The sequence below is a fragment of the Paenalicyclobacillus cellulosilyticus genome, from assembly GCF_014647315.1.
Lineage (GTDB): Bacteria > Bacillota > Bacilli > Alicyclobacillales > Alicyclobacillaceae > Alicyclobacillus_J > Alicyclobacillus_J cellulosilyticus.
This window is the reverse complement of the sequence record NZ_BMOY01000001.1, coordinates 67,346-89,098: the sequence shown is the minus strand read 5'-3', so window position 1 is coordinate 89,098 and position 21,753 is coordinate 67,346. Positions and strand designations below refer to the sequence as shown.

Below are 21,753 nucleotides of genomic sequence, written 5' to 3'. Positions count from 1 at the left end.
GGCATCACAGCTCGGCACCCGCCGCCGCGGCGATGATGTGAAAGATGCGGTCGAGATCATCGTCGGAGAAGTATTCAATTTCAATCTTCCCCCGCCGCTTGCCGGGTTGAATCCTGACCGCGGTACCGAGCGCGGAGCGGAGTTGTTCCTCATAGCGCCGTACGATGGGGTTGGGCTCCGCCGCCTTGGTCTTTTTTCTTTTTGTTTCACGTGAAACAGGTTGCGTCTTTTGGTAAATCATCTGTTCCAACGTCCGTACACTTAAATCTTCTTCCTGGACCCGGCGCGCGAGTTCCGCTTGCAATCGTTCGTCTTTTACAGCCAACAAGGCACGGGCATGCCCCATGCTCAATGTTCCACGTGAAACAAGCTCGCGGACGGAAGCTGGCAATTGCAACAACCGCAGCATGTTCGCGACATGGCTGCGGCTTTGCCCAACGCGCCGTGCCAACTCCTCCTGCGTCAAATTGCACTTTTCCATCAGGTGGGTGTACGCCTCGGCAATCTCAATGGCATTCAAGTCTTCCCGTTGCAGGTTCTCAATCAATGCAATCTCCATGATCTGTGCATCGGTGAACTCGCGCACCACCGCAGGCACCGTTCGCAGCCCCACCCGCTGTGCCGCCCGGAAGCGACGCTCCCCCGCCACGATGTCGTATCCGCGCACGGAGCTGCGACGCACAATCAGCGGTTGCAGAATGCCGTGCTCCCGGATCGACTGGGCCAACTCTTCCAGTTTATCCTCATCGAACGTACGCCGCGGCTGATATGGGTTGGCCCGCAGTTCCTCGATGGCGATGGACGTGATGACGTCGTCTTCCGATACCGACAACTGCGGAATCAACGCTTCCAATCCCCGTCCCAATCCACGTTGCCGGCTACTCAAGCCCCACCACTTCCTTGGCGAGATCCATATACGTCTCCGCGCCTTTCGATTTGGGATCGTAGTGAATGATGGGCCGGCCATGGCTCGGCGCTTCACTCAACCGGACGTTGCGCGGGATGATGGTGTGGTACACCTTCTCCCGGAAAAACTTCTTCACATCATCAATCACCTGCAACCCGAGGTTGGTCCGCGCATCGAGCATCGTCAACAACACCCCCTCGATTTCAAGCGAGGTATTCAGGTGTCGTTGCACCAGCCGGATGGTGTTCAACAATTGACTCAACCCTTCGAGCGCATAGTACTCGCACTGAATGGGAATGAGCACGGAATCCGCAGCCGTCAGGGCGTTCAAGGTCAGCAAGCCAAGTGACGGCGGACAGTCGATGAGGATGTAATCATAGACGTTGCGCAAAGGCTGGACCGCCCGCCGCAATCTCACCTCGCGGGAAATGGTCGGAACGAGCTCAATCTCGGCTCCAGCCAGTTGGATGGTGGCCGGGAGCAACCAGAGGTTCGGGACACCACACGGCAGGATGGCGTCCTGCACAGGTACGTCATTGATGAGCACATCGTAAATGCAGTACTTCACGTCTGCCTTGCTGATCCCCATACCGGACGTCGTGTTGCCCTGCGGATCGATATCGATGAGCAGCGCCTTTTTCCCGAGGCTTGCCAAACACGCCCCCAGGTTGACCGCTGTCGTCGTCTTGCCTACGCCGCCTTTTTGGTTTGCGATCGCGATGATTCGACCACTGGCCACGCTTGTGCCCCCTCACGGCCGATACTGCAATTTCGATTGGATTCTGATATGGGCATCCCCGGCACACCGAGACCGCTGCCACCCACCCTATCATCTTGCCTTCCACCATTGTACAGCACACCGTATCCGGTGGGAGCATCTTTCCTCGTTGACCAAGGCGTGCCTCGCCGGGTAAGAATCTACCGCATCAGCCCACGGAACACAAACCGCAAAAAAAGAAGCCAGGGCCCGTCAGACGCCTCGCTTCTCTCTGTGCCTCTGGATGGTATGCGGCTCGTAGCGGAGAATCACCTCACGAGCCGGACGGCTTCGGGATGCGTATGATAAATTCGTAATACGCTTCGTCATCCCGTTCTTCGCAACTCACCTGCAGACCGCTGCGTTCAATCATGGTCACCGACTGTTTGATGGTGTTCACAGCCAGACGCACATCGCGCGACAACCCCTTGCGGCGAGACCTGCGCGCCGGTGGTTTCCGTTCCAAACCCATCAATGTGGCCTGCACGCGCTCTTCCATCTGGCGAACGTTCCATCCCTGCTCCATGCACTCGTGGAGAAGCCGGATTTGCAGTTCCTCCGATGGCAGCGCAAGCAGGGCACGGGCGTGCCGCTCCGTGATTTTGCGCGTCAACAGAGCCTGGTGAACCTCTTTCGGCAAATGCAACAAGCGCAGCTTGTTGGCGATGGTCGATTGTCCCTTCCCAAGCCGCTGCGCCAAACTTTCTTGGGTCAAACCGTGCAACTCAATCAACTGTTGGTAGGCGACCGCCTCTTCAATCGGGGTCAGTCCTTCGCGTTGCAGGTTCTCAATCAGAGCGGCCGAAGCCGTCTGCGCGTCGTTCATCTCCTTGACAATGGCCGGTATGGTGGGCCAACCAAGCGACTTGACCGCCCGCCACCGCCGTTCACCGGCAATGAGTTCGTACTTCCCGTTGCGGCGGCGGACGATGATGGGCTGAATCACCCCGTGCGTCTGAATGGTGCGCGCCAATTCCGCGATGCTCTCTTCATCGAACACCGTGCGCGGTTGGAACGGATTCGATACAATCTCGTCGACGCGGATCTCGACGACCGCCGCCGACTCGGCGGTGTCCTTTGGGTTGAGAAATCTCGTCAAAGCTTCCTTCATCACGATTCCTCGATCCCCTTTTTCCGCCTGAATTCCAAACCTGCCTGCGACCAGACGCAGCGTCTGTACTCCCTTTCCACACGCCCGGCAGGGATTCCTGCACGAACGACAAAACTTCCAACAATTCCTTAAAAATTGACAACCTTCCCCACACCGGCACAGAAAAGGATGAGCCGCGCGGTGTCCAGTTCAGGCATGCATCCCGGTGCCAAGAGGGGCGCGCTGCGGCGTGCCAGCCTTACGCGGATACTTTGCCGGAACCGGCCGTTCCTGCACCGTCACCACCATCCGCCGTGAACCCATGCCTTCGGGCAGCTCCCAGGGCACAATCCTTGCCAATTTCGCGCCCAGCACGCCGGCAGCCCGTTCTCCCTCCGCCAATTCCTCCTCTACACCAGGTCCCTTGTATGCAAAGACAAAACCTCCCACACGGCAGAAAGGCACGGTCAACTCCAACAACACGTTGAGCCGGGCCACCGCTCGCGCGGTTACAGCCGCAAATCTTCCGCGCATGGCCGGGTCCCGGGCCAGATCTTCCGCCCTGCCGTGCACAAGGCGGACGTTGTGCAGACCGAGCGCCGCCACCACGTCCGCCAAAAACCGAAGCCGTTTCGCCTGCGCGTCCGCAAGCACAAACGGGATGTCAGGATGGCAGATCGCGAGCGGCAGTCCTGGAAAACCCGCGCCTGTACCCACGTCCATCACACCGGCCCCCGGAGCATGGACCACAAACCGCCACTCCGGAAGCCGTACCACAGCGAGGCTGTCCGCAAAGTGTTTGATGAACACCTCCCGCCGTTCCGTGATGGACGTCAGGTTGAGCTGTTGATTCCACGCCACCAGCCGTTCGTAATACACCTCGAACTTCCGCCAGCGTTCGTCGTCCACCGCAAACTCTGCCAACCACGCGCGCTCCCCTGCCGACGCCGCTTCACGCATGAGCCACCCGTCCCCGCAGGTGTTCCAGGTGTACCAACAAGATGGAAATGTCTGCCGGCGTGACGCCCGGCACGCGCGCCGCCTGTCCGATGGTCCGCGGCCGCACCTTCGTCAACTTTTCTTTGGCTTCGGACGCCAACCCATGGACTGCCGCAAAATCGAGATCCTCCGGGATTTCCTTCTCCTCCAGCCGACGCTGCCGTTCTATCTCCTGCATCTGCTTCTGGATATAGCCCGCATACTTGGTCTCGATCTCGACCTGCTCCGCCACCTCGTCCGGGACGTGCTTCGCCTCGTCATCCATGTCGCGGATGTGTTGGTACGACACCTCCGGCCGCCGGAGCAAGTGTTCCAATGTCACGGATTCTTGGATCTCGGGCGATCCCGCTTGTGCCAGCACGGGGTTGGCCACCTCAGGCCGCACCCGGGTGCGCCGCAGGCGCGCAAGCTCCGTCTCCATCCCTTCCCGCTTGCGGATCATCGCGCGGTACTTACGGTCGTCGAGCAAACCGATGCGGTGACCGATTTCCATCAACCGCAGATCCGCGTTGTCGTGGCGCAGGTGCAGCCGGAACTCCGCACGTGAAGTCAACAAGCGGTAAGGTTCGTTCGTCCCTTTCGTCACCAAGTCGTCGATCATCACCCCGATATACGCGTCCGAACGTGACAAGACCACCGGCGGCTCACCAAGCGCCTTGCGGGCCGCGTTGATGCCGGCGATGATGCCCTGGCCGGCTGCTTCTTCATAGCCCGAGGTGCCGTTGATCTGCCCGGCCGTGAACAGCCCTTCCACGAGTTTCGTCTCCAACGTCGGCCAGAGTTGCGTCGGCACAATGGCGTCGTACTCAATCGCGTAACCCGGCCGGAGCATCTCCACCTTTTCCAATCCGGGAATGGTGCGCAGGATCTGAATCTGCACATCCTCCGGCAGGCTGGTCGACAGTCCCTGCACATACCATTCCGCCGTGTCTTTCCCCTCAGGTTCGAGGAAGATCTGGTGATGCGGCCGGTCGCGAAAACGCACCACCTTGTCTTCAATCGAGGGACAATACCGTGGCCCCGTGCCCTGGATATCGCCGGTGTACATCGGCGCCCGGTGCAGGTTCTCCAAAATGATGTTGTGCGTCGTCTCATTCGTGTACGTCAGCCAGCACGGCACCTGTTCACGCGGCTCGACATCCGGATCGAATGAAAAATGCTGCGGCCACGGATCGCCAGGCTGGATGATCAGCTTGTCGAAATCGATGCTGTTCCGGTTCACCCGCGGCGGCGTACCCGTTTTGAATCGCACCAACCGGAACCCTAGGTCAAGCAGGCTGTCCGTCAATTTAATGGCCGGCATCTGGCCGTTCGGCCCGCTCTCGTACGACACGTCGCCGATGAAGATCCGCCCGCGCAGATACGTACCGGTGGTCAACACCACCGCCTGCGCATGGTACTCGGCGCCCGTCTTGGTGACCACGCCGTACACCCGGCCGCCGCGGGCGAGGATCTCTTCGACCATGCCCTGCCGAAGGTCGAGATTCGGCGTATGCTCCAAGGTGTGCTTCATCGTGCGGCCGTAGAGCGCCTTGTCCGCCTGCGCCCGCAGCGCCTGCACCGCCGGACCTTTCCCTGTGTTGAGCATCCGCATCTGGATGTACGTCCGGTCGATGTTGCGCGCCATCTCGCCTCCCAACGCGTCGATTTCACGCACCACAATCCCTTTCGCCGGACCGCCGATGGATGGGTTGCACGGCATGAGTGCGATGGTATCCAAATTGATGGTGAGGAGCAGCGTCTTGCAACCCATGCGCGCCGCGGCCAACGCCGCTTCACAGCCGGCATGCCCGGCACCGATGACGATGACCTGATACGCTCCGCCGAAATACCGCACCTGCACCACGCCCCTTTCCAGCAACTGTGGCCTCACTTGCCGAGGCAAAACTGCGAGAAGATCTCGTCCAACAGGTCTTCTCCCACTTCTTCACCAATGACCATACCCAACGACGCATACGCCGCTTGGAGAGACACCGCGACGATATCAAGCGTCGCCCCTTCCTTTGCCGCTTGCACCGCAGCTCGCAAATCGGCGAGCGCCTCGCGCAGCCACTGAGCTTGGCGCGCGTTGGTCATATAGGACGCCTCTGCCGTCTGCACCTCTCCGCCGATCACCAGCGTCACCATCGTCTCTTCCAACTGTGCCAGACCGTCCCACCGCTTTGCAGACACCTGCACCACGGGCGATGCGCCAGCCCAAGCCCGGACTTGAGCGAGATCGACGGCTTGCGGCAAATCCGCCTTGTTCACCACCACAACCCGCGTCACCGCGGACGTCTCTGCCAGGATGGCCTCATCTTCGGCTGTCAACGGTTCGGCTCCGTTCAACAACACCAACACCAGCTCCGCTTCGGACAGGGCCGCGCGCGTGCGTTCCACGCCAATCCGTTCCACGACGTCGTCCGTCTCCCGGATGCCGGCCGTGTCGAGCAAACGAAACGGCACGCCGCGCAGGTTCACATACTCCTCCAGTACATCGCGGGTCGTGCCCGGAATGTCGGTCACAATCGCCCGTTCCCGCCGCAACAAGGCGTTGAGCAACGAGGATTTTCCGACATTGGGACGACCGGCCAGCACGGTGGCGACACCTTCGCGCAGAATGCGACCCATCTTCGCCCCAGCGAGCAAACGCTCCACTTCCGCCATGAGCGCTTCGCCCACGCGCACCACTTCCGCGCTCGCCACATCCTCCACGTCGTGCTCGGGATAGTCGATGGTCACCTCGACGTGCGCCTGCAGGCGCAGCAAGCGGCGGCGCAGGTCGCGGATCTTTTCGCCGAACTGACCCCGGACTTGGCTGAGAGCAGACCGGCTGGCGAGCTCCGTCTTCGCCCGGATGAGGTCGATGACCGCCTCCGCCTGAGACAGATCCAGACGCCCATGGAGAAAAGCCCGTTTTGTGAACTCCCCGGGTTCCGCCAACCTCGCACCCGCCGCCAACACGCAATCCAACACCGATTCGACGAGCCGCACGCCGCCGTGGACCTGCAATTCTGCCACATCTTCCGCCGTGTAGCTGTGCGGGCCGGGCATCCACAGCAGAATGCATTCGTCGACCGGTGTCCCGTCGTGCGCCACCACCAGGCCGTAGTGGATGCTGCGCCGCGGACCCAGCTTCGGCGCCTTTCCGCGCGGCGTCCGGAACACCCGTTGCACCACGCCGCCGGCTTCCGGTCCGCTGACCCGAACCACCCCGATGGACGCTTCGCCAAGCGCGGTGGCGATGGCCGCAATGGTGTCTGTCGCCACACCCATTCGCGTTCCCTCCTTTCGACAGACGGACACCCGCCCTCCTCGAGGGGGGTGTCCGTCCACATCGCGAAGTTGCTTACGACGGATGCCATGAACCGGTCGAAGAACGGGGCGCGGGACACATCCTTGCCGTTGCCGCGCCGCTCGATCACTCAATTTGCAACGCGTCCTCCGCGTGCGCATCGACCACAGGAATCACAATCACCCTGCGGTGCGGCTCCTCGCCTTCACTCACCGTGGTTACATCGCTCCGGCGTTGCAGGTGCGCATGGATCACCTTGCGATCCGCCGCCGGCATGGCCGCCAACCCTACGGGCCTGCCGGAGGCCACCGCCCGCGCCGCCGCCTGCTCCGCCATGCGTTGCAAAGCGTCCCGGCGGCGCCGGCGGTAACCTCCGGCATCGACCACAAATCGCACCGCGCGTCCGGACGGAGCGTCGTCCGTTTCTGAAGCCCGCAGCCCAGCCTCCCGGTGGACGACCACGTTCACCAAATACTGAAGCGCGTCGAGCGTGGCACCATGACGTCCAATGATGCTGGGCAGCGCCGCTTCCGGACAACGCACGTCGAGCCAGACCACCCGCGCCATGTCCTCCTCTTCCGGCACCGCGGCAATCTGCACCTCCCATCCCATCCTGCGCAAGACTTCGCGCAAAAACGACTTTGCCGCCTCCTCCGGCGTCAGACGAACGGTCACTTCGACCAAGGCCTTGCGGCCGCCGAACAAACCGAGAAAACCGCGCACTGGTTCTTGGATCACCCGCACGATGGCCTGGGAACGCGTCACCCCAAGCCGCACGAGGGCGGAGGTCACCGCTTCGTCGACCGTCCGGCCCGTCGCTACGACACGCTTCATTTCGAAGATCCCTTCTTTGGTTTTTTCGCCCGGTTCCCGCTTGCTTTCAAATCCACCACATTCGACGGCTCGCCCGCCGGCTTGTCCGCACCACCGGCCTGGTTCTTGCCGCTGTCGTCGTCTCTGCTCCGTGGCGGAGCGGAATCCCGCGCCACGTGGTCACGCGCGGCTTTCGCCTCCGGACGCACGCGGATGAAATACGTCTGCACGGCGGTGAAGAGGTTGCTGTAAATCCAGTACAACGCCAACCCGGACGGGAACCGGCTTCCGAACAGAAACACGAACACCGGCATGATGAACAACATCATCCGCGATTGCGGATCGGAGGTTGTCATCATCACGCGTGAAGATATATACGTCGTCACCGCAGCCAAAAGCGGCATAATGTAGTAGTGGTCCGGCTGCCCCAGATGGAAAATCCACAAAAACGTGCTGGAATTCAAACGGGTATTGCCCTCGATGGCACCGAACAATGCATACAGGACTGGAAGCTGGATGAGCATGGGCAGGCAACCCGCCATCGGATTAACGCCTGCCTCCTGCCACAGCTTCATCGTCTCTTCCTGCATTTTTTGCGGATCGCCCTTGTACTTCGCACGAATCTCCGCCAGTTGGGGTTGCATCTGCTGCATCATCTTCGAATACCGGATCTGCTTCACCATCAACGGCAGCACAAGCAAGCGCACCATCACCGTGACCACCAACAGGGCGATCCCGTAATTCCCCCAGAGGTGATTCGCAACGAAGTCAATCACGCCGGAGACGAAACGCAACACATCGCCCCACGGGCCCTGCGGCCACTTGCCCGGATGCGTCGGGTACATCCCGCAGCCGGAGAGCATCGACACAAGGACCAACGCGGCGGCCCATGGCCAAGCTGAACGCTTCACGGACTCCCGATTCAAGCAAGCACTCCTCCTATTTCCGTTGCGGTACCGGATCGAATCCGCCCGGATGCCAAGGGCCGCACTTCACAAGGCGGCGCAAGGTGAGCCACCCGCCGTACCAGACGCCGAAACGGCGGATCGCCTCGACCGAGTATTCAGAACAGGTGGGAAGAAACCTGCAACGTGCCGGAAACAGCGGTGAAATCCACACCTGATACCCGCGGATCAACACAATGAGCATTTTGGCCAGCATATCCGGTTAACTCCCACCCTGTATCATACCATGAATTTTGCCCTGCGGAGTAATTTCCTCAAATCCGAGAGCAGCTCATGGTAACTGGCATCCGCACTGCCCTGGCGGCAGACCACCACAAAGTCCACCGGCGTGTTCTCCAACTTGGGTCCAAGTTCGAGAAAACAAGCACGCAACAATCGTTTTAAGCGGTTGCGCACGACCGCCTTGCCAATCTTCTTGCTGATGGAAAACCCTGCACGAAAAGTGGTCAGCCGATTCTCGTGCCAGTAGAGGACGAGCCTGCCGGTTGCCACCGATTTTCCCCGCTGGAACACCCGCCGGAAATCCCGGTTGTCCTTCAAACGGTGCCGGGCTTTCACCCTGCCTACCCCCTTTGCCGCCGTCAACCGGGACTGCCTGCGCCGGGATGCCCCAGGCAAGACGCCCCATATGAAAAAGGCCACCGACGTGGCCTTACGCAGACAACACCTTTCTGCCCTTTCTGCGCCGAGCGGCCAACACCTTCCGACCGCTCTTGGTGCTCATCCGCTTCCGGAATCCGTGCACCATTTTGCGCTTGCGCCGGTTGGGACGAAAGGTCGGTTTCATCTCCGCCACCCCCTTGTGCTGAAAAACAGCCAACCTCGATTCTAGGCAAACGGACAAACGATTGTCAATGAAAGCTTCTGCCTCCCCGCCGCTCGCATCCTCTGATTTGTGCATCTTGTCCACGCCCGACGTTGGGCGGCACGGGTTATCCACAACCTCATCCCATCATCATCCCCATGTGGATAACGATTCAACCGAATTCTGTCGAACCTGTGGATAACCCTGTCGATCCGTTGCTGATCGCGCGATTCTTTTGCTATGATGGTTCATGCCACGGACGAAGCCCCTGTGGATAACACCCTGATATCCACAGGGTTATCCACAACCTGTGGATAAAGTTGTGCACAGAGTCCACAACCGGTCCGTCACAACCACCTGCCCATCCCACCTTGAGAGATAGAGAGAGCGCGTGATGCGCACACCGCAGAAAACGCACTCACCCTTCCTCTGGTCGAAATCACCACTTCAGGAGGTCCGAGTACTGCGATGACGGCCCAATCGGAGACCCTGCTGTTCGATGAATTGTGGAATGACGTCCTGCGGACCCTCCGGCCCCAGTTCGAACCCCAGACGTTCGACGCCTGGTTTCGCGGAACCCGCATTGCGCACCTGGACCCGGTCAAGCGGGCCGTCATCCTGCACGTACCGACGTCATTTCAAAAAAATTGGCTTGCCAACCGCTATGTCAACCTCATCACAGCCCAGCTGGCGGCCGTGACGCGGGAGCAGGGCTGGTCCGTCACGTTCGACACACCCGTGAACGAACAGAATCCGACAGGACACGCCGAGGAAGCCGCGCCAGCCGAAGCCGGACCTGTTTCTCCCGGCGAAACGGACACCAGGATCGCCGCGGCGGCGCGCACCGACTCGTTCCAGGAACCTGTCGGCGCTCCGCTCAACCCGCGCTACACGTTTGAAACGTTCGTCATCGGGAACAGCAACCGTTTCGCGCACGCCGCGTGCCTCGCCGTCGCTGAATCACCGTCCCAGTCTTATAACCCGCTCTTCATTTATGGCGGCGTCGGGCTTGGCAAAACCCATTTGATGCATGCCATCGCACACCGCGTGAAACAGCGCAAACCGCATCTCAAAGTCGTGTACCTGTCGACGGAACGGTTCATGAATGAATTCATCGCCGCCATTCGCGACAACACCACCGAAGCGTTTCGGGACAGGTACCGTACGGTCGACGTGCTGCTCATCGACGACATCCAGTTTCTCGCAAAGAAAGACGGCACGCAGGAGGAGTTCTTTCACACGTTCAACGCGCTGCATGAAGCGGGCAAGCAGATTGTCATCACCAGCGACTGCCCGCCGCGGGCCATTCCCACACTGGAAGAACGCTTGCGTTCCCGTTTTGAATGGGGTCTCATCACCGACATTCAACCGCCCGATCTGGAGACGCGCATCGCCATTCTGCAGCGCAAAGCGAAAGCCGACGGATTTCTCATCCACGATGACGTGATGGCGTACATCGCATCCCAGATCGACTCCAACATCCGGGAGCTCGAAGGCGCACTCGTGCGCGTCATCGCCTATTCTTCGTTGGTCAAACAGGAAATCACGGTCGATCTCGCCCAAGAAGCGCTCAAGGACCTGATTGCGCCCAACCGGCCCCGGCCTGTCACCGTCTCCCAAATTCAGAAGGTGGTGAGCGATCACTTTGGCATCAAACCGGAAGACCTGATTGCAAAATCACGCGCGAAGCACGTGGTCGTACCACGCCAAATTGCGATGTACCTGACGCGCGAACTGACCGACCTGTCCTTGCCCAAGATTGGCGAAGCGTTCGGCGGCCGCGACCACACCACCATCCTGCACGCGTGCGAGAAGGTCAGCGAAGAACTGAAAACCAACGAGGAGTTGCGGCGTACCGTGGAAAGCCTTTCCGAGGCCTTGCGCCATCTGACCTGACAACATGGAAAAAGAGATGGTTGTGGACAAACACCACGCAGGACACAGTCTCTGCACAGCGAACCGGATCGTTATCCACAGGCTGTCCCCAGCGTCTCACGGCGCCGCGTAAGGAGAAAGCTTGCTTTTGCACATATCCACAAGCCCTATTACTATTACTGCTGCCATTTCTCATAGAGAAAGATCTCTAAGACTTCTGCTTCAACCAACCGAAAAGAAAGAAACGCGGCAGGTCGAGCCGAAAGGAGTCACGACGCGTCATGCAGTTCACCATCCGCCAGAACACCTTGCTCAACACCATCCAGACCGTCTCCAAAGCGGTCGCGGTCCGCACCACCAAACAGGTCCTCACCGGGATTCTTCTCCAGGCCACGGAGAAGGAACTCACCGCGACCGCATACGACCTCGATCTCGGCATCCAGGACACGGTGCCGGCGAACGAAGAGACTGGATTGCGCATCGCGCAGCCGGGGCAAATCGTTCTGCCGGCCCGTCTCTTGACGGATTTGGTCCGCAAACTCCCATCCAGCGAAATACAAGTCACCGTGCACACCAACTACGTGACGGAGATCCGGGCCGGCAGTGCCCAATTTCACATCCACGGCATCGATGCGGCCGAGTTCCCAACCCTGCCTGTTCTGCACGCTCCGGAAACCTTGCAGATCAGCGCGCCGTTGCTCAAAGACATCATCCATACCACCGGGTTTGCCATCTCCACCGTGGAAGCGCGTCCCATCCTGACCGGCGTCCACGTGGAGTGCAAAAACCAAGCGCTCACGTTCACAGCCACCGACGGACTGCGGCTCGCCACACGCACCGTGCGCCTGGAGATCCCGGAAGAATTTGCATGGAATGTCGTCATCCCGGGCAAATCATTGAATGAGCTGGCGAAGATCCTGCCGGACGACGAACAAGTTGTCGTGGTACAGTTCACCGACACGCATTGCTTGTTTCAAAGCGGTTCGACGCTTTTTTACACACGGCTCATCGAGGGCACGTACCCGGATACGAAGCGGATCATCCCCAAAACCTACCAGACCGAGGTGGCGGTCGTGCTCGACGACATGCTCGGCGCCATCGATCGAGCTTCGCTCATTGCCCGCGAACGTGAGAACCACATGGTGCGCATGGAGGTTCACGACGACGTGATCAACGTATCGTCCAGTTCACCTGAGCTCGGCCACGTCTTGGAGTCGGTCGGCGTCGTCGAAAAAACGGGTGAGGACCTGTTCATCGCATTCAACGCCCGCTATGTCATGGACGCTCTGCGAGCCAGTTCGGCGGCTGAGGTGCTTTTCCGCTTCAACGGCGCCAACCAACCGTTCACCATCGTCACCCGCGGCGATGAATCGGCAGCCCTGCAATTGATCTCACCGGTGTTGGTTCGATAGATATGACGACCGTCCAAATTTATGACGACCACATCACATTGGGACAATTGTTGAAAAAGCTTCGCTTCGTGGATTCGGGCGGCGCAGCGAAACACTTTCTCACCGTGCACGACGTGCGCGTCAACGGCGAGATCGAACGCCGGCGCGGACGTAAGCTCCGCCCGGGGGACGTGGTGGAGGTCCTCGGTCAACGCGTGCGCATTGAGGCGGAATGACGCATGGTGTTGCGCGAAATCGAGATGGTGGACTTTCGCAACTACGCGTCGCAGCGGATTGAACTCGCGGAAGGGGTCAATGTCCTGCTCGGTCAAAACGGGCAAGGAAAGACCAACGCCATTGAGGCGATGTACGTGCTCGCGATGGGCAAATCCCATCGCACCGTCCGCGATCCGGATCTCATCCGCCGCGGAACTTCGTCCGCGCGCGTGGAAGGGGTTGTGGATCGCCGCGGCCGATTGCACCAGTTGTCGCTCACCATTGGGCCGCACGGCAAGCGAGCGCTGCACAATGCCGTGCCGGTACAGAAGATGTCGGAGTTCATCGGTTGTCTGCAGGCAGTCCTGTTCTCGCCGGAAGACATGCAACTTGTCCACGGCGGACCTGGTGTCCGTCGCCGTTTTTTGGACATGGAGATTGGCCAGATGCAGCCGGCGTATCTGTTCCATTTGAGCCGGTACCAGCGAGCGCTGCAGCAACGCAATGCCCTGTTGAAACAACCCCACGTGACGCGGGAAGACGTGTTGGCGTTTGAAACGCAGATCATCGATCACGGCGCGGAAGTGGTGGTGCGGCGCCTTCGCTTTATCCGGCATCTGCGCGAGATTGCGTCCCGGGTGTACGAGATCATATCGGCGGGCCGCGAACGGTTCGACATCGGTTACGTATGGTCTGCGGGAGGGGAAGCGCCGCCGCCGGACGATAAACCGGCGGTCCACAGTGCCATCGCCGCGGCGTTGGACGCGCGGTGGGGAGCGGATCGGCAACTCGGACACACCTCCGTGGGGCCGCACCGCGACGACCTGCTGCTTTACCTTGACGGTGAACCGGCGCAGGCGTTCGCCAGCCAGGGGCAGCAAAGGACCATCGCGTTGGCGCTCCGGCTGGCCGAAATTGACCTGTTGCGCGAAGAAACAGGGGATTATCCGGTGCTCCTGCTCGACGACGTGCTCTCGGAGTTGGACGACGCACGGCAGCGCAATCTGGTGTTGTCGATGAGCGAGCGCGTGCAAACGGTGATCACGGCGACGAGCCTGTTTGGGCTCGCGGACCGCCTGCCGCAACCGGCGCGTTTGTTTCATGTAGATTCTGGTATAATACAGATGGAGGGATAGCGCGATGTTCATCCACATCGGCGGGGATACCATGGTGAGTTGTAAGGAAGTAATTGGTATATTCGACATAAATTCAGCTAATAGTCCGGGGACGAGTGAGTTTTTAAAGCGTTGCGAAGAGCGACTCGGCGTGGAGGTCGTGGAGGTCGGTGAGATCAAGTCGTTCATCGTCACGGACCGAAAATTGTATTACTCGCCGATTTCGTCATTGACGTTGAAAAAACGGGCGGAACAATTCGAGACGGGACGCCTTGCTGAAGAAACGTGAGCAGGGCCGCGGCGCGGTGCAGGCACGCTTTTTGCATCGGCTCACCATCTGTGCAAAGGGGGACTGGGCTTGGCGAAACCACAGGTGTACGATGAAACGCAGATCCAGGTACTCGAAGGCCTGGAAGCTGTGCGCAAACGTCCGGGGATGTACATCGGATCGACCGGGCCACGGGGATTGCATCACCTGGTGTGGGAGATTGTCGACAATGCGGTCGACGAAGCCTTGGCTGGCCGTTGCACGAAGATCATCGTGCAGGTCCATAAGGACAACAGTGTGACGGTCATCGACAACGGCGCCGGTTTTCCCGTCGGCATACACCCGCAGACAGGCCGTCCTGCGGTCGAGACGGCGCTGACCGTCTTGCATGCCGGCGGGAAGTTCGGCGGCGGCGGCTACAAGGTCTCCGGAGGTCTGCACGGTGTCGGAGCTTCCGTGGTCAATGCCTTGTCCATCTGGCTGAAGGTCGAAGTGCACCGGGACGGTCATATCTACGTGCAGGAGTATGAGCGCGGTAAGCCCTTGTACGACCTGAAGGTCGTCGGCACCACCGACCGGACGGGGACCAGTGTCTCGTTCCGGCCGGACCCGGAGATTTTCAAAGAGACGACCGAGTTCGATCCCGACGTATTGCAAAACCGTCTGCGCGAACTGGCGTTTCTCAACGCGGGGCTGGAGATTGTCTACGAAGATGAACGGTACGACAAAGCGGTGACGTTTTGTTATTCGGGCGGTGTGGCGGCGTTTGTGGAGTTCTTGAACAAATCGAAGAACGTCCTCCACGAGCCGCCGGTGTCCGTATCCGGTGTCAAGGACGACGTCACGGTCGAGATCGCGCTGCAATACAACGACGGGTACAACACGACGCTGTTTTCCTTTGCAAACAACATTCATACGCACGAAGGCGGCACGCACGAAGCGGGCTTCAAGAGCGCGCTGACGCGGGTCATCAACGACTATGCGCGCAAGATGAACCTGCTCAAAGACAGTGAAACCAACCTCACCGGCGACGACGTGCGCGAGGGGCTGACCGCCATCGTGAGCGTCAAGGTGCCGGAACCGCAGTTCGAGGGGCAGACGAAAACGAAGCTCGGCAACAGCGAGGTGCGCGGTATCGTCGAGACCCTGTTTGCCGATCGGTTCCAGGCTTTCTTGGAAGAGAACCCGTCGGTGGCGCGGCGGATTGTCGAAAAAGCCATCACGGCTGCGCGCGCCCGCGAAGCGGCGCGCAAAGCCCGCGAGCTGACGCGGCGCAAAAACGCGCTTGAAGTGTCGTCCCTGCCAGGTAAGCTGGCCGATTGCACGTCGCGGGACGCCTCGGTCAGCGAATTGTTCATCGTCGAAGGCGACTCGGCCGGCGGTTCGGCGAAGCAAGGGCGGGATCGCAACTTCCAGGCCATCCTGCCGCTGCGCGGCAAGATCATCAACGTGGAGAAGGCGCGTCTGGACAAGGTCCTGTCCAACGAAGAAATTCGCGCCATCATCACCGCCATCGGAACGGGCATTGGCGACGACTTTGACATCACCAAGTCGCGGTACCACAAGATTGTGATCATGACCGATGCGGATGTCGACGGCAGCCATATCCGCATCCTCCTGTTGACGTTGTTCTACCGCTTCATGCGCCAGCTCATCGATGCAGGGTACATTTACATTGCGCAGCCGCCGCTGTACAAGATCGAGAAAGGCAAGACGGTGCGCTACGCCTACTCCGACAAGGAGTTGGAACAGATCCTGCAGGAAATCGGACGCCAAGGTGTGACCATCCAGCGGTACAAAGGCCTCGGTGAAATGAACGCGGAACAGTTGTGGGATACCACCATGGACCCGGCGACGCGGACGCTGTTGAAGGTGACGATGGAGGACGCCAAGGAAGCGGACTACATCTGCAGCATCCTCATGGGAGAAAAGGTGGAGCCGCGCCGGGAGTTCATCGAGGAGCACGCGAAGTTTGTCCGCAACCTCGATGTGTGAGGAGTGAACACGTTTGCCGGAACCGCAGGAGAGCAAGGTCATCCCCATCGACCTGAGCCAGGAGTTAAAGACTTCGTTTCTCGACTATGCGATGAGCATCATCGTCAGCCGCGCCATTCCGGATGTGCGCGACGGTCTCAAGCCGGTGCAGCGGCGGATCCTCTACGCCATGTACGAGACGGGGATGACGCCCGACAAGCCGTACAAGAAGTCGGCGCGCATCGTCGGCGATGTGCTCGGTAAGTATCACCCGCACGGTGACGCGGCGGTTTATGAGACGCTGGTGCGGATGGCGCAAGACTTTTCCACGCGCTACGTGTTGGTGGACGGGCATGGCAACTTCGGCTCCATCGACGGAGATGCGGCGGCGGCGATGCGGTACACCGAGTCCCGCATGTCGCCGATTGCGATGGAGCTTTTGCGCGATATCCAGAAGGACACGGTGGATTTTGGCCCCAACTACGATGAGAGTGAACAAGAGCCGCTCGTGTTGCCGTCGCGCTTCCCCAACCTGCTCGTCAACGGTTCAACCGGCATCGCGGTCGGCATGGCGACCAACATCCCGCCGCACAACCTGCGCGAGGTGATTGATGGCGTTGTCATGATGATTGACCGGCCGGATGTGACCGTCGAGCAGCTGATGACCGTCATCAAGGGTCCGGACTTTCCAACCGGGGGCATCATCCTCGGCCGGGACGGCATCCGTCAAGCGTATGAGACCGGCCGCGGTTCCATCACGGTGCGCGCGACCACGCAGATTGAGGAGATGCAGGGCGGCCGGACGCGCATCGTGGTCACGGAGATCCCGTTTCAGCAGAACAAGGCGCGCATCATCGAGAAGATTGCCGAGTTGGTGCGGGAGAAGAAGATCGACGGCATCACCGACCTGCGCGACGAGTCGGATCGATCCGGCATGCGCATCGTCATTGAACTGCGGCGCGACGTGCGGCCGCAGGTGGTGTTGAACAACCTGTTCAAACACACGGGATTACAGACGTCGTTTGGCATCATCAACCTGGCGTTGGTGGGCGGCGAGCCGAAAGTGCTCAGCCTGCGCGAAACCATCCGCCTGTACTTGGAACACCAGCGGGACGTGGTGCGACGGCGCACCGAGTTTGACCTGAAGAAGGCGGAGGCGCGCGCCCACATCCTCGAAGGCCTGCTTATCGCGCTGGATCACCTGGACGAGGTGATTGCGCTCATCCGCGCTTCGGCGACGCCGGAAGCGGCGCGCGAAGGGTTGATGCAGACGTTTTCGCTCTCCCAAGAACAGGCGCAGGCCATCCTCGACATGCGCCTGCAGCGGTTGACCGGTCTGGAGCGGGAAAAGATTGAGAGCGAGTACCAGGAAGTGCAAAAGCTCATCGCGGAGCTGCGCGCCATCCTGGCGGACGAAGGCTTGCTGATGGGTGTCATTCGCAAGGAGTTGCTGGAGATCCGCGACAAGTACGGAGACGAGCGGCGCACGCGGATTGTGGCCGCCGAAGGCGAGATCAGCGAAGAAGACCTCATCCCGGTGCAGGACGTGGCCATCACCATCACCCATGCGGGTTATGCGAAACGGCTGCCGCTCTCGGCCTACCAAAGCCAGCGGCGCGGCGGGCGCGGCATGACCATGATCGGGACGCGGGAAGAGGACTTCGTGGAACACATGTACATCACGTCGTCCCATCACTACCTGTTGTTTTTCACCGATCGCGGCCGGATGTATGCCCTCAAGGCGTATGAGATCCCAGAATTCGGGCGGCAAGCGAAAGGAATCCCCATCATCAACCTGTTGCAGATTGAACCGGGGGAGAAGGTGACCGCTGTCATACCGGTCCGCTCGCTCGATTTCGAGGGGGTTGACCAGTACGCCCTCTTCTTCGCCACCCGGCAGGGATTGGTGAAGAAGACACCGCTGGCGGAGTTTGCGAACATCCGCAAAACGGGTCTGATTGCCATTCATTTGCGGGATGACGACGATGTCATCGGGGTGCGGCTGACCGACGGATCGAAAGAGATTATCATGGCGACCAAGCTCGGAATGTCCATCCGCTTCCATGAGTCGGATGTGCGGCCCATGGGCCGGGCGGCAACGGGTGTGAAGGGAATTGCGCTCGAGCCGGGGGACGAAGTGATTGGCATGGACGTGGTGGAAGAAGGGGCCGACGTTTTAGTCGTCACGTCCCGCGGTTACGGGAAAAAGACACCGGTGACAGAGTATCGCACGCAGACCAGGGGCGGCAAAGGCATCAAGACGGTCAATTGCACGCCGAAAACCGGGCATGTCGTTGGATTGCGCATGGTGCATCCGGAGGATGACCTCATGATCATCACCAATGCCGGCGTCGCCATCCGCATCCGGGTGGAGGACGTCTCGACGCAAGGCCGGCTGACCCAAGGCGTGAAGTTGATCAATGTGCCGGAAGGCGAAGAAGTGGCCACCGTGGCGCGGGCCATGGGTTCCAGCGATGATTAAGCGATGATGAAGGGTTAAGCGATGATGAAGGAGGTCGCGGCGGCACGGCGGCGAGGCCATGCCGTCGCGCAGGGGAGGTGAACCTGTCGTGGATCTCATGCATTTCGTGATCGAACAGGGCGCGATGTTCGCCGGATTCTTCACCCTCGTCTTCATTGCGTATATTGTGTTTCATTTTCTGCTTGGCCGCCGGTCATGACGGTTCGGCGGGAAATACGCATTTGCTTTGAGTTGTTTGTTCTGGCATACACTATTTCATCTGTCCATGGTGACTGATGCACGATGCGTTACGGGAGGCCGGCCTGGAATCGGAATCCTGATCTTCAGTACGTTTTGCCGGGATCCGTCTTTGGCGCTGCTCACAAAGAAGGTGAGCTGTAGCTCGTGCCCGCGCAGTGACGGTGGATAGTGCACTTGGAGACGAAAATCTCCCCAGGCTGGCGCACCCTGCGCGGCATGGATGGCGAGCACGCTGCGAACGCCAGGGTAGTTTAGGGGCACAGGCTTTCCTTGCACGGTGGTACCTTGGACTGCACCTGTGGCCTCGAAGGCGTGCAGTTTGCCACGGATCACCAGGCCTTGTCCGTCCGGGATGGCTTGAAGGTAGGTCAACTGGTATGCCGCATTCCGCGTACCGTTGATTTTCGTCAAGTCCAAGCCATCGGTCCAGTCCCGGGCGACCGGGATCACGGTGAATCTGGCCGCGGTGTGTAGAGAAGGATGTGCGGTTGATGTGCCCGTCGCGTGTGCAGGCCAGACATTTGACGTGAAGGTGAGTACTGCTACGGCTGCGAGTGCGGCAGACAGCGCCACCACTGCGCGTTGGAACCGGTTCATATTCACTGCCCCTTTGCAACGTTATCCATTCCACCGGGATACCATCTTACCATATATTACCATATGTCAGGAAACTTGATTCCCATCGCCAGGATACCTGCATGGGGACGGACATCACGGCATCACGCGGGCCTGGTCTGTTGACGCCGGTGCGCACCATTTCACGATTTTTCTCAATCTTATCAGGATCGGTGGCTCACCGTTTCCGGAACAGTCGCATCCATGCCTCGTTCCGTTCCCGGAAGATCTCGTGATGGGAGGATACCATAGCTTGCGCCCCAGCGCCACACTTTGAGATCTCGTATGCTTAAAAGCATGTTGGTACAACCTGTGTGCCGATGCTGACACGGATACTGCAAGCATGAAGCTTCGTGCACCATTCCGTATCGGAGAAGGTCGTCAGCCGCAACAGGAATGGACGAATCGCGCAAGCAAGGTCGGGAGGAAATGATTGTAATCTCATTGCCCTTGACATGCGCGTCGTCGGTGTGATACATTGTGCGATGCCGCCGCCACAAGCGGCAGTGTGACGTCGATACCGCCATCGGCGGTGCGCCAAAAACTCCCGCTAGACAACCTGTGGTTGTCTGTGATAGGGTAGTTGGTGCTGCTGCGCGCGGGAAGCGCGAAGGCGGAAGGTCAGAGAAGAAGTGAAGCCGGGCATCACCGGGACCGAGGCGGGCAGCCGCGGGCAGCGGTGGTGCACGGGCGCGGTTCCTTGAAAACTAAACACCCCGAGAACCGACGCATCACCAAGGAGATGCAAGGGCATCCTCCGTGGCGCGCGAGCGTGGGTCCTGCGCGGGGACGTGCGGGGCGGCGCGTGGTGTGCCGCGAGGGGATGGACGTGAGAGTTTGATCCTGGCTCAGGACGAACGCTGGCGGCGTGCCTAATACATGCAAGTCGGGCGGGTGCGGCGGGGCTTGCCTTGCCGCATCAGCGGCGGACGGGTGAGTAACACGTGGGTAATCTGCCTGTCAGACCGGAATAACGCCTGGAAACGGGTGCTAATGCCGGATAGGGCAATGGGGAGGCATCTCCCTGTTGGGAAAGGGCGCGATATGTGCCGCTGACAGATGAGCCCGCGGCGCATTAGCTGGTTGGCGGGGTAACGGCCCACCAAGGCGACGATGCGTAGCCGGCCTGAGAGGGTGGACGGCCACACTGGGACTGAGACACGGCCCAGACTCCTACGGGAGGCAGCAGTAGGGAATCTTCCGCAATGGGCGCAAGCCTGACGGAGCGACGCCGCGTGAGCGAGGAAGGCCTTCGGGTTGTAAAGCTCTGTCACCCGGGGCGAAGGGCTATGGGGAGTGGAACGCTCTGTAGCCTGACGGTACCGGGTGAGGAAGCCCCGGCAAACTACGTGCCAGCAGCCGCGGTAATACGTAGGGGGCGAGCGTTGTCCGGAATCACTGGGCGTAAAGGGTGCGTAGGCGGCCTTGTAAGTCCGAGGTGAAAGGCCCGGGCTCAACCCGGGCAATGCCTTGGAAACTGCGGGGCTTGAGTGCTGGAGAGGCAAGGGGAATTCCACGTGTAGCGGTGAAATGCGTAGATATGTGGAGGAATACCGGTGGCGAAGGCGCCTTGCTGGACAGCGACTGACGCTGAGGCACGAAAGCGTGGGGAGCGAACAGGATTAGATACCCTGGTAGTCCACGCTGTAAACGATGAGTGCTAGGTGTTGGGGGGCGACCCTCAGTGCCGAAGGAAACCCAATAAGCACTCCGCCTGGGGAGTACGGTCGCAAGACTGAAACTCAAAGGAATTGACGGGGGCCCGCACAAGCAGTGGAGCATGTGGTTTAATTCGAAGCAACGCGAAGAACCTTACCAGGGCTTGACATCCCTCTGACGCACCTGGAGACAGGTGTTCCCTTATGGGCAGAGGAGACAGGTGGTGCATGGTTGTCGTCAGCTCGTGTCGTGAGATGTTGGGTTAAGTCCCGCAACGAGCGCAACCCTTGACCCGTGTTACCAGCGCG

Annotated in this window: 19 protein-coding genes and 1 rRNA gene (1 of these 20 running past the window's edge); 8 read left to right on the top strand and 12 right to left on the bottom strand. The window is 60.1% G+C overall.

The genetic code is table 11. The annotated features are described in order from the left end of the window. Positions 1-4: 4 nt before the first annotated feature. The 11 genes from IEX97_RS00440 to rpmH form a co-directional block, all read right to left on the bottom strand. Positions 5-886 (bottom strand): ParB/RepB/Spo0J family partition protein, encoded by an 882-nt coding sequence (locus tag IEX97_RS00440; RefSeq protein ID WP_229776159.1) that lies wholly within the window; start codon positions 884-886, stop codon positions 5-7. Further along, a complete protein-coding gene (locus IEX97_RS00435; RefSeq protein ID WP_188880486.1) occupies positions 879-1,646 on the bottom strand; it encodes a ParA family protein in 768 nt (255 codons plus the stop codon). Before IEX97_RS00435 ends, IEX97_RS00440 begins: the two co-directional genes overlap by 8 nt. A 292-nt stretch (positions 1,647-1,938) precedes the next feature. Continuing rightward, a complete protein-coding gene (gene noc / locus IEX97_RS00430; protein ID WP_188880537.1) occupies positions 1,939-2,775 on the bottom strand; it encodes a nucleoid occlusion protein in 837 nt (278 codons plus the stop codon). Positions 2,776-2,964: 189 nt separating this feature from the next. Beyond that, positions 2,965-3,714, bottom strand: a complete 750-nt coding sequence (rsmG, locus tag IEX97_RS00425; protein ID WP_188880484.1) for a 16S rRNA (guanine(527)-N(7))-methyltransferase RsmG — start codon at positions 3,712-3,714, stop codon at positions 2,965-2,967. Then, positions 3,707-5,590: a tRNA uridine-5-carboxymethylaminomethyl(34) synthesis enzyme MnmG gene (mnmG, locus tag IEX97_RS00420; protein ID WP_188880536.1), complete on the bottom strand. Its 1,884-nt coding sequence runs from the start codon at positions 5,588-5,590 to the stop codon at positions 3,707-3,709. Before mnmG ends, rsmG begins: the two co-directional genes overlap by 8 nt. A gap of 32 nt (positions 5,591-5,622) precedes the next feature. Continuing rightward, positions 5,623-7,008 (bottom strand): tRNA uridine-5-carboxymethylaminomethyl(34) synthesis GTPase MnmE, encoded by a 1,386-nt coding sequence (mnmE, locus tag IEX97_RS00415; protein WP_188880483.1) that lies wholly within the window; start codon positions 7,006-7,008, stop codon positions 5,623-5,625. 145 nt (positions 7,009-7,153) lie between these two features. Then, complete coding sequence (gene jag, locus IEX97_RS00410) at positions 7,154-7,861, bottom strand: RNA-binding cell elongation regulator Jag/EloR (protein WP_188880482.1); 708 nt, start codon at positions 7,859-7,861, stop codon at positions 7,154-7,156. Next, positions 7,858-8,766 (bottom strand): YidC/Oxa1 family membrane protein insertase, encoded by a 909-nt coding sequence (locus IEX97_RS00405; RefSeq protein ID WP_188880481.1) that lies wholly within the window; start codon positions 8,764-8,766, stop codon positions 7,858-7,860. Before IEX97_RS00405 ends, jag begins: the two co-directional genes overlap by 4 nt. A 13-nt stretch (positions 8,767-8,779) precedes the next feature. Continuing rightward, on the bottom strand, positions 8,780-9,001 hold the full coding sequence (gene yidD, locus IEX97_RS00400; RefSeq protein ID WP_188880480.1) for a membrane protein insertion efficiency factor YidD: 222 nt from the start codon (positions 8,999-9,001) through the stop codon (positions 8,780-8,782). Between the two features lie 23 nt (positions 9,002-9,024). After that, positions 9,025-9,363, bottom strand: coding sequence for a ribonuclease P protein component (rnpA, locus tag IEX97_RS00395; RefSeq protein WP_188880479.1), 339 nt, complete (start codon positions 9,361-9,363; stop codon positions 9,025-9,027). Between the two features lie 94 nt (positions 9,364-9,457). Then, positions 9,458-9,592: a 50S ribosomal protein L34 gene (rpmH, locus tag IEX97_RS00390; protein WP_188880478.1), complete on the bottom strand. Its 135-nt coding sequence runs from the start codon at positions 9,590-9,592 to the stop codon at positions 9,458-9,460. Positions 9,593-10,078: 486 nt separating this feature from the next. On the opposite strand from rpmH, the gene dnaA reads away from it, so the two are divergent. From dnaA to gyrA, 7 genes are all read left to right on the top strand, one after another. Then, positions 10,079-11,506 (top strand): chromosomal replication initiator protein DnaA, encoded by a 1,428-nt coding sequence (gene dnaA, locus IEX97_RS00385; protein ID WP_188880477.1) that lies wholly within the window; start codon positions 10,079-10,081, stop codon positions 11,504-11,506. 260 nt (positions 11,507-11,766) lie between these two features. After that, entirely contained in the window at positions 11,767-12,897 is a 1,131-nt protein-coding gene (gene dnaN / locus IEX97_RS00380) for a DNA polymerase III subunit beta (protein WP_188880476.1), read from the top strand. 2 nt (positions 12,898-12,899) lie between these two features. Beyond that, the gene (gene yaaA, locus IEX97_RS00375; RefSeq protein WP_188880475.1) at positions 12,900-13,112 is read left to right on the top strand and encodes a S4 domain-containing protein YaaA; all 213 of its coding nucleotides are present in this window, start codon (positions 12,900-12,902) and stop codon (positions 13,110-13,112) included. Between the two features lie 3 nt (positions 13,113-13,115). Then, positions 13,116-14,228, top strand: a complete 1,113-nt coding sequence (gene recF, locus IEX97_RS00370) for a DNA replication/repair protein RecF (protein WP_188880473.1) — start codon at positions 13,116-13,118, stop codon at positions 14,226-14,228. Positions 14,229-14,232: 4 nt separating this feature from the next. Continuing rightward, the gene (remB, locus tag IEX97_RS00365; RefSeq protein ID WP_188880472.1) at positions 14,233-14,496 is read left to right on the top strand and encodes an extracellular matrix regulator RemB; all 264 of its coding nucleotides are present in this window, start codon (positions 14,233-14,235) and stop codon (positions 14,494-14,496) included. 69 nt (positions 14,497-14,565) lie between these two features. Further along, a complete protein-coding gene (gene gyrB / locus IEX97_RS00360) occupies positions 14,566-16,470 on the top strand; it encodes a DNA topoisomerase (ATP-hydrolyzing) subunit B (RefSeq protein ID WP_188880471.1) in 1,905 nt (634 codons plus the stop codon). Positions 16,471-16,483: 13 nt separating this feature from the next. Continuing rightward, the gene (gyrA, locus tag IEX97_RS00355) at positions 16,484-18,931 is read left to right on the top strand and encodes a DNA gyrase subunit A (protein WP_188880469.1); all 2,448 of its coding nucleotides are present in this window, start codon (positions 16,484-16,486) and stop codon (positions 18,929-18,931) included. Between the two features lie 255 nt (positions 18,932-19,186). Here gyrA and IEX97_RS00350 read toward each other — a convergent pair whose 3' ends face one another. Further along, on the bottom strand, positions 19,187-19,768 hold the full coding sequence (locus tag IEX97_RS00350; protein ID WP_188880468.1) for a Gmad2 immunoglobulin-like domain-containing protein: 582 nt from the start codon (positions 19,766-19,768) through the stop codon (positions 19,187-19,189). An 843-nt stretch (positions 19,769-20,611) separates the two neighbouring features. Between IEX97_RS00350 and IEX97_RS00345 the strand changes: the two genes are divergently transcribed. Continuing rightward, positions 20,612-21,753 (top strand): 16S ribosomal RNA (locus IEX97_RS00345) (it continues 417 nt past the right edge of the window).

Excerpts from the sequence above, each read along its gene's own strand:
- noc (WP_188880537.1), bottom strand. The coding sequence starts at position 2,775 with ATGAAGGAAGCTTTGACGAGATTTCTCAACCCAAAGGACACCGCCGAG.
- rsmG (WP_188880484.1), bottom strand. The coding sequence starts at position 3,714 with ATGCGTGAAGCGGCGTCGGCAGGGGAGCGCGCGTGGTTGGCAGAGTTT.
- mnmE (WP_188880483.1), bottom strand. The coding sequence starts at position 7,008 with ATGGGTGTGGCGACAGACACCATTGCGGCCATCGCCACCGCGCTTGGC.
- jag (WP_188880482.1), bottom strand. The coding sequence starts at position 7,861 with ATGAAGCGTGTCGTAGCGACGGGCCGGACGGTCGACGAAGCGGTGACC.
- yidD (WP_188880480.1), bottom strand. The coding sequence starts at position 9,001 with ATGCTGGCCAAAATGCTCATTGTGTTGATCCGCGGGTATCAGGTGTGG.
- rpmH (WP_188880478.1), bottom strand. The coding sequence starts at position 9,592 with ATGAAACCGACCTTTCGTCCCAACCGGCGCAAGCGCAAAATGGTGCAC.
- dnaA (WP_188880477.1), top strand. The coding sequence starts at position 10,079 with ATGACGGCCCAATCGGAGACCCTGCTGTTCGATGAATTGTGGAATGAC.
- dnaN (WP_188880476.1), top strand. The coding sequence starts at position 11,767 with ATGCAGTTCACCATCCGCCAGAACACCTTGCTCAACACCATCCAGACC.
- yaaA (WP_188880475.1), top strand. The coding sequence starts at position 12,900 with ATGACGACCGTCCAAATTTATGACGACCACATCACATTGGGACAATTG.
- recF (WP_188880473.1), top strand. The coding sequence starts at position 13,116 with ATGGTGTTGCGCGAAATCGAGATGGTGGACTTTCGCAACTACGCGTCG.
- remB (WP_188880472.1), top strand. The coding sequence starts at position 14,233 with ATGTTCATCCACATCGGCGGGGATACCATGGTGAGTTGTAAGGAAGTA.
- IEX97_RS00350 (WP_188880468.1), bottom strand. The coding sequence starts at position 19,768 with ATGAACCGGTTCCAACGCGCAGTGGTGGCGCTGTCTGCCGCACTCGCA.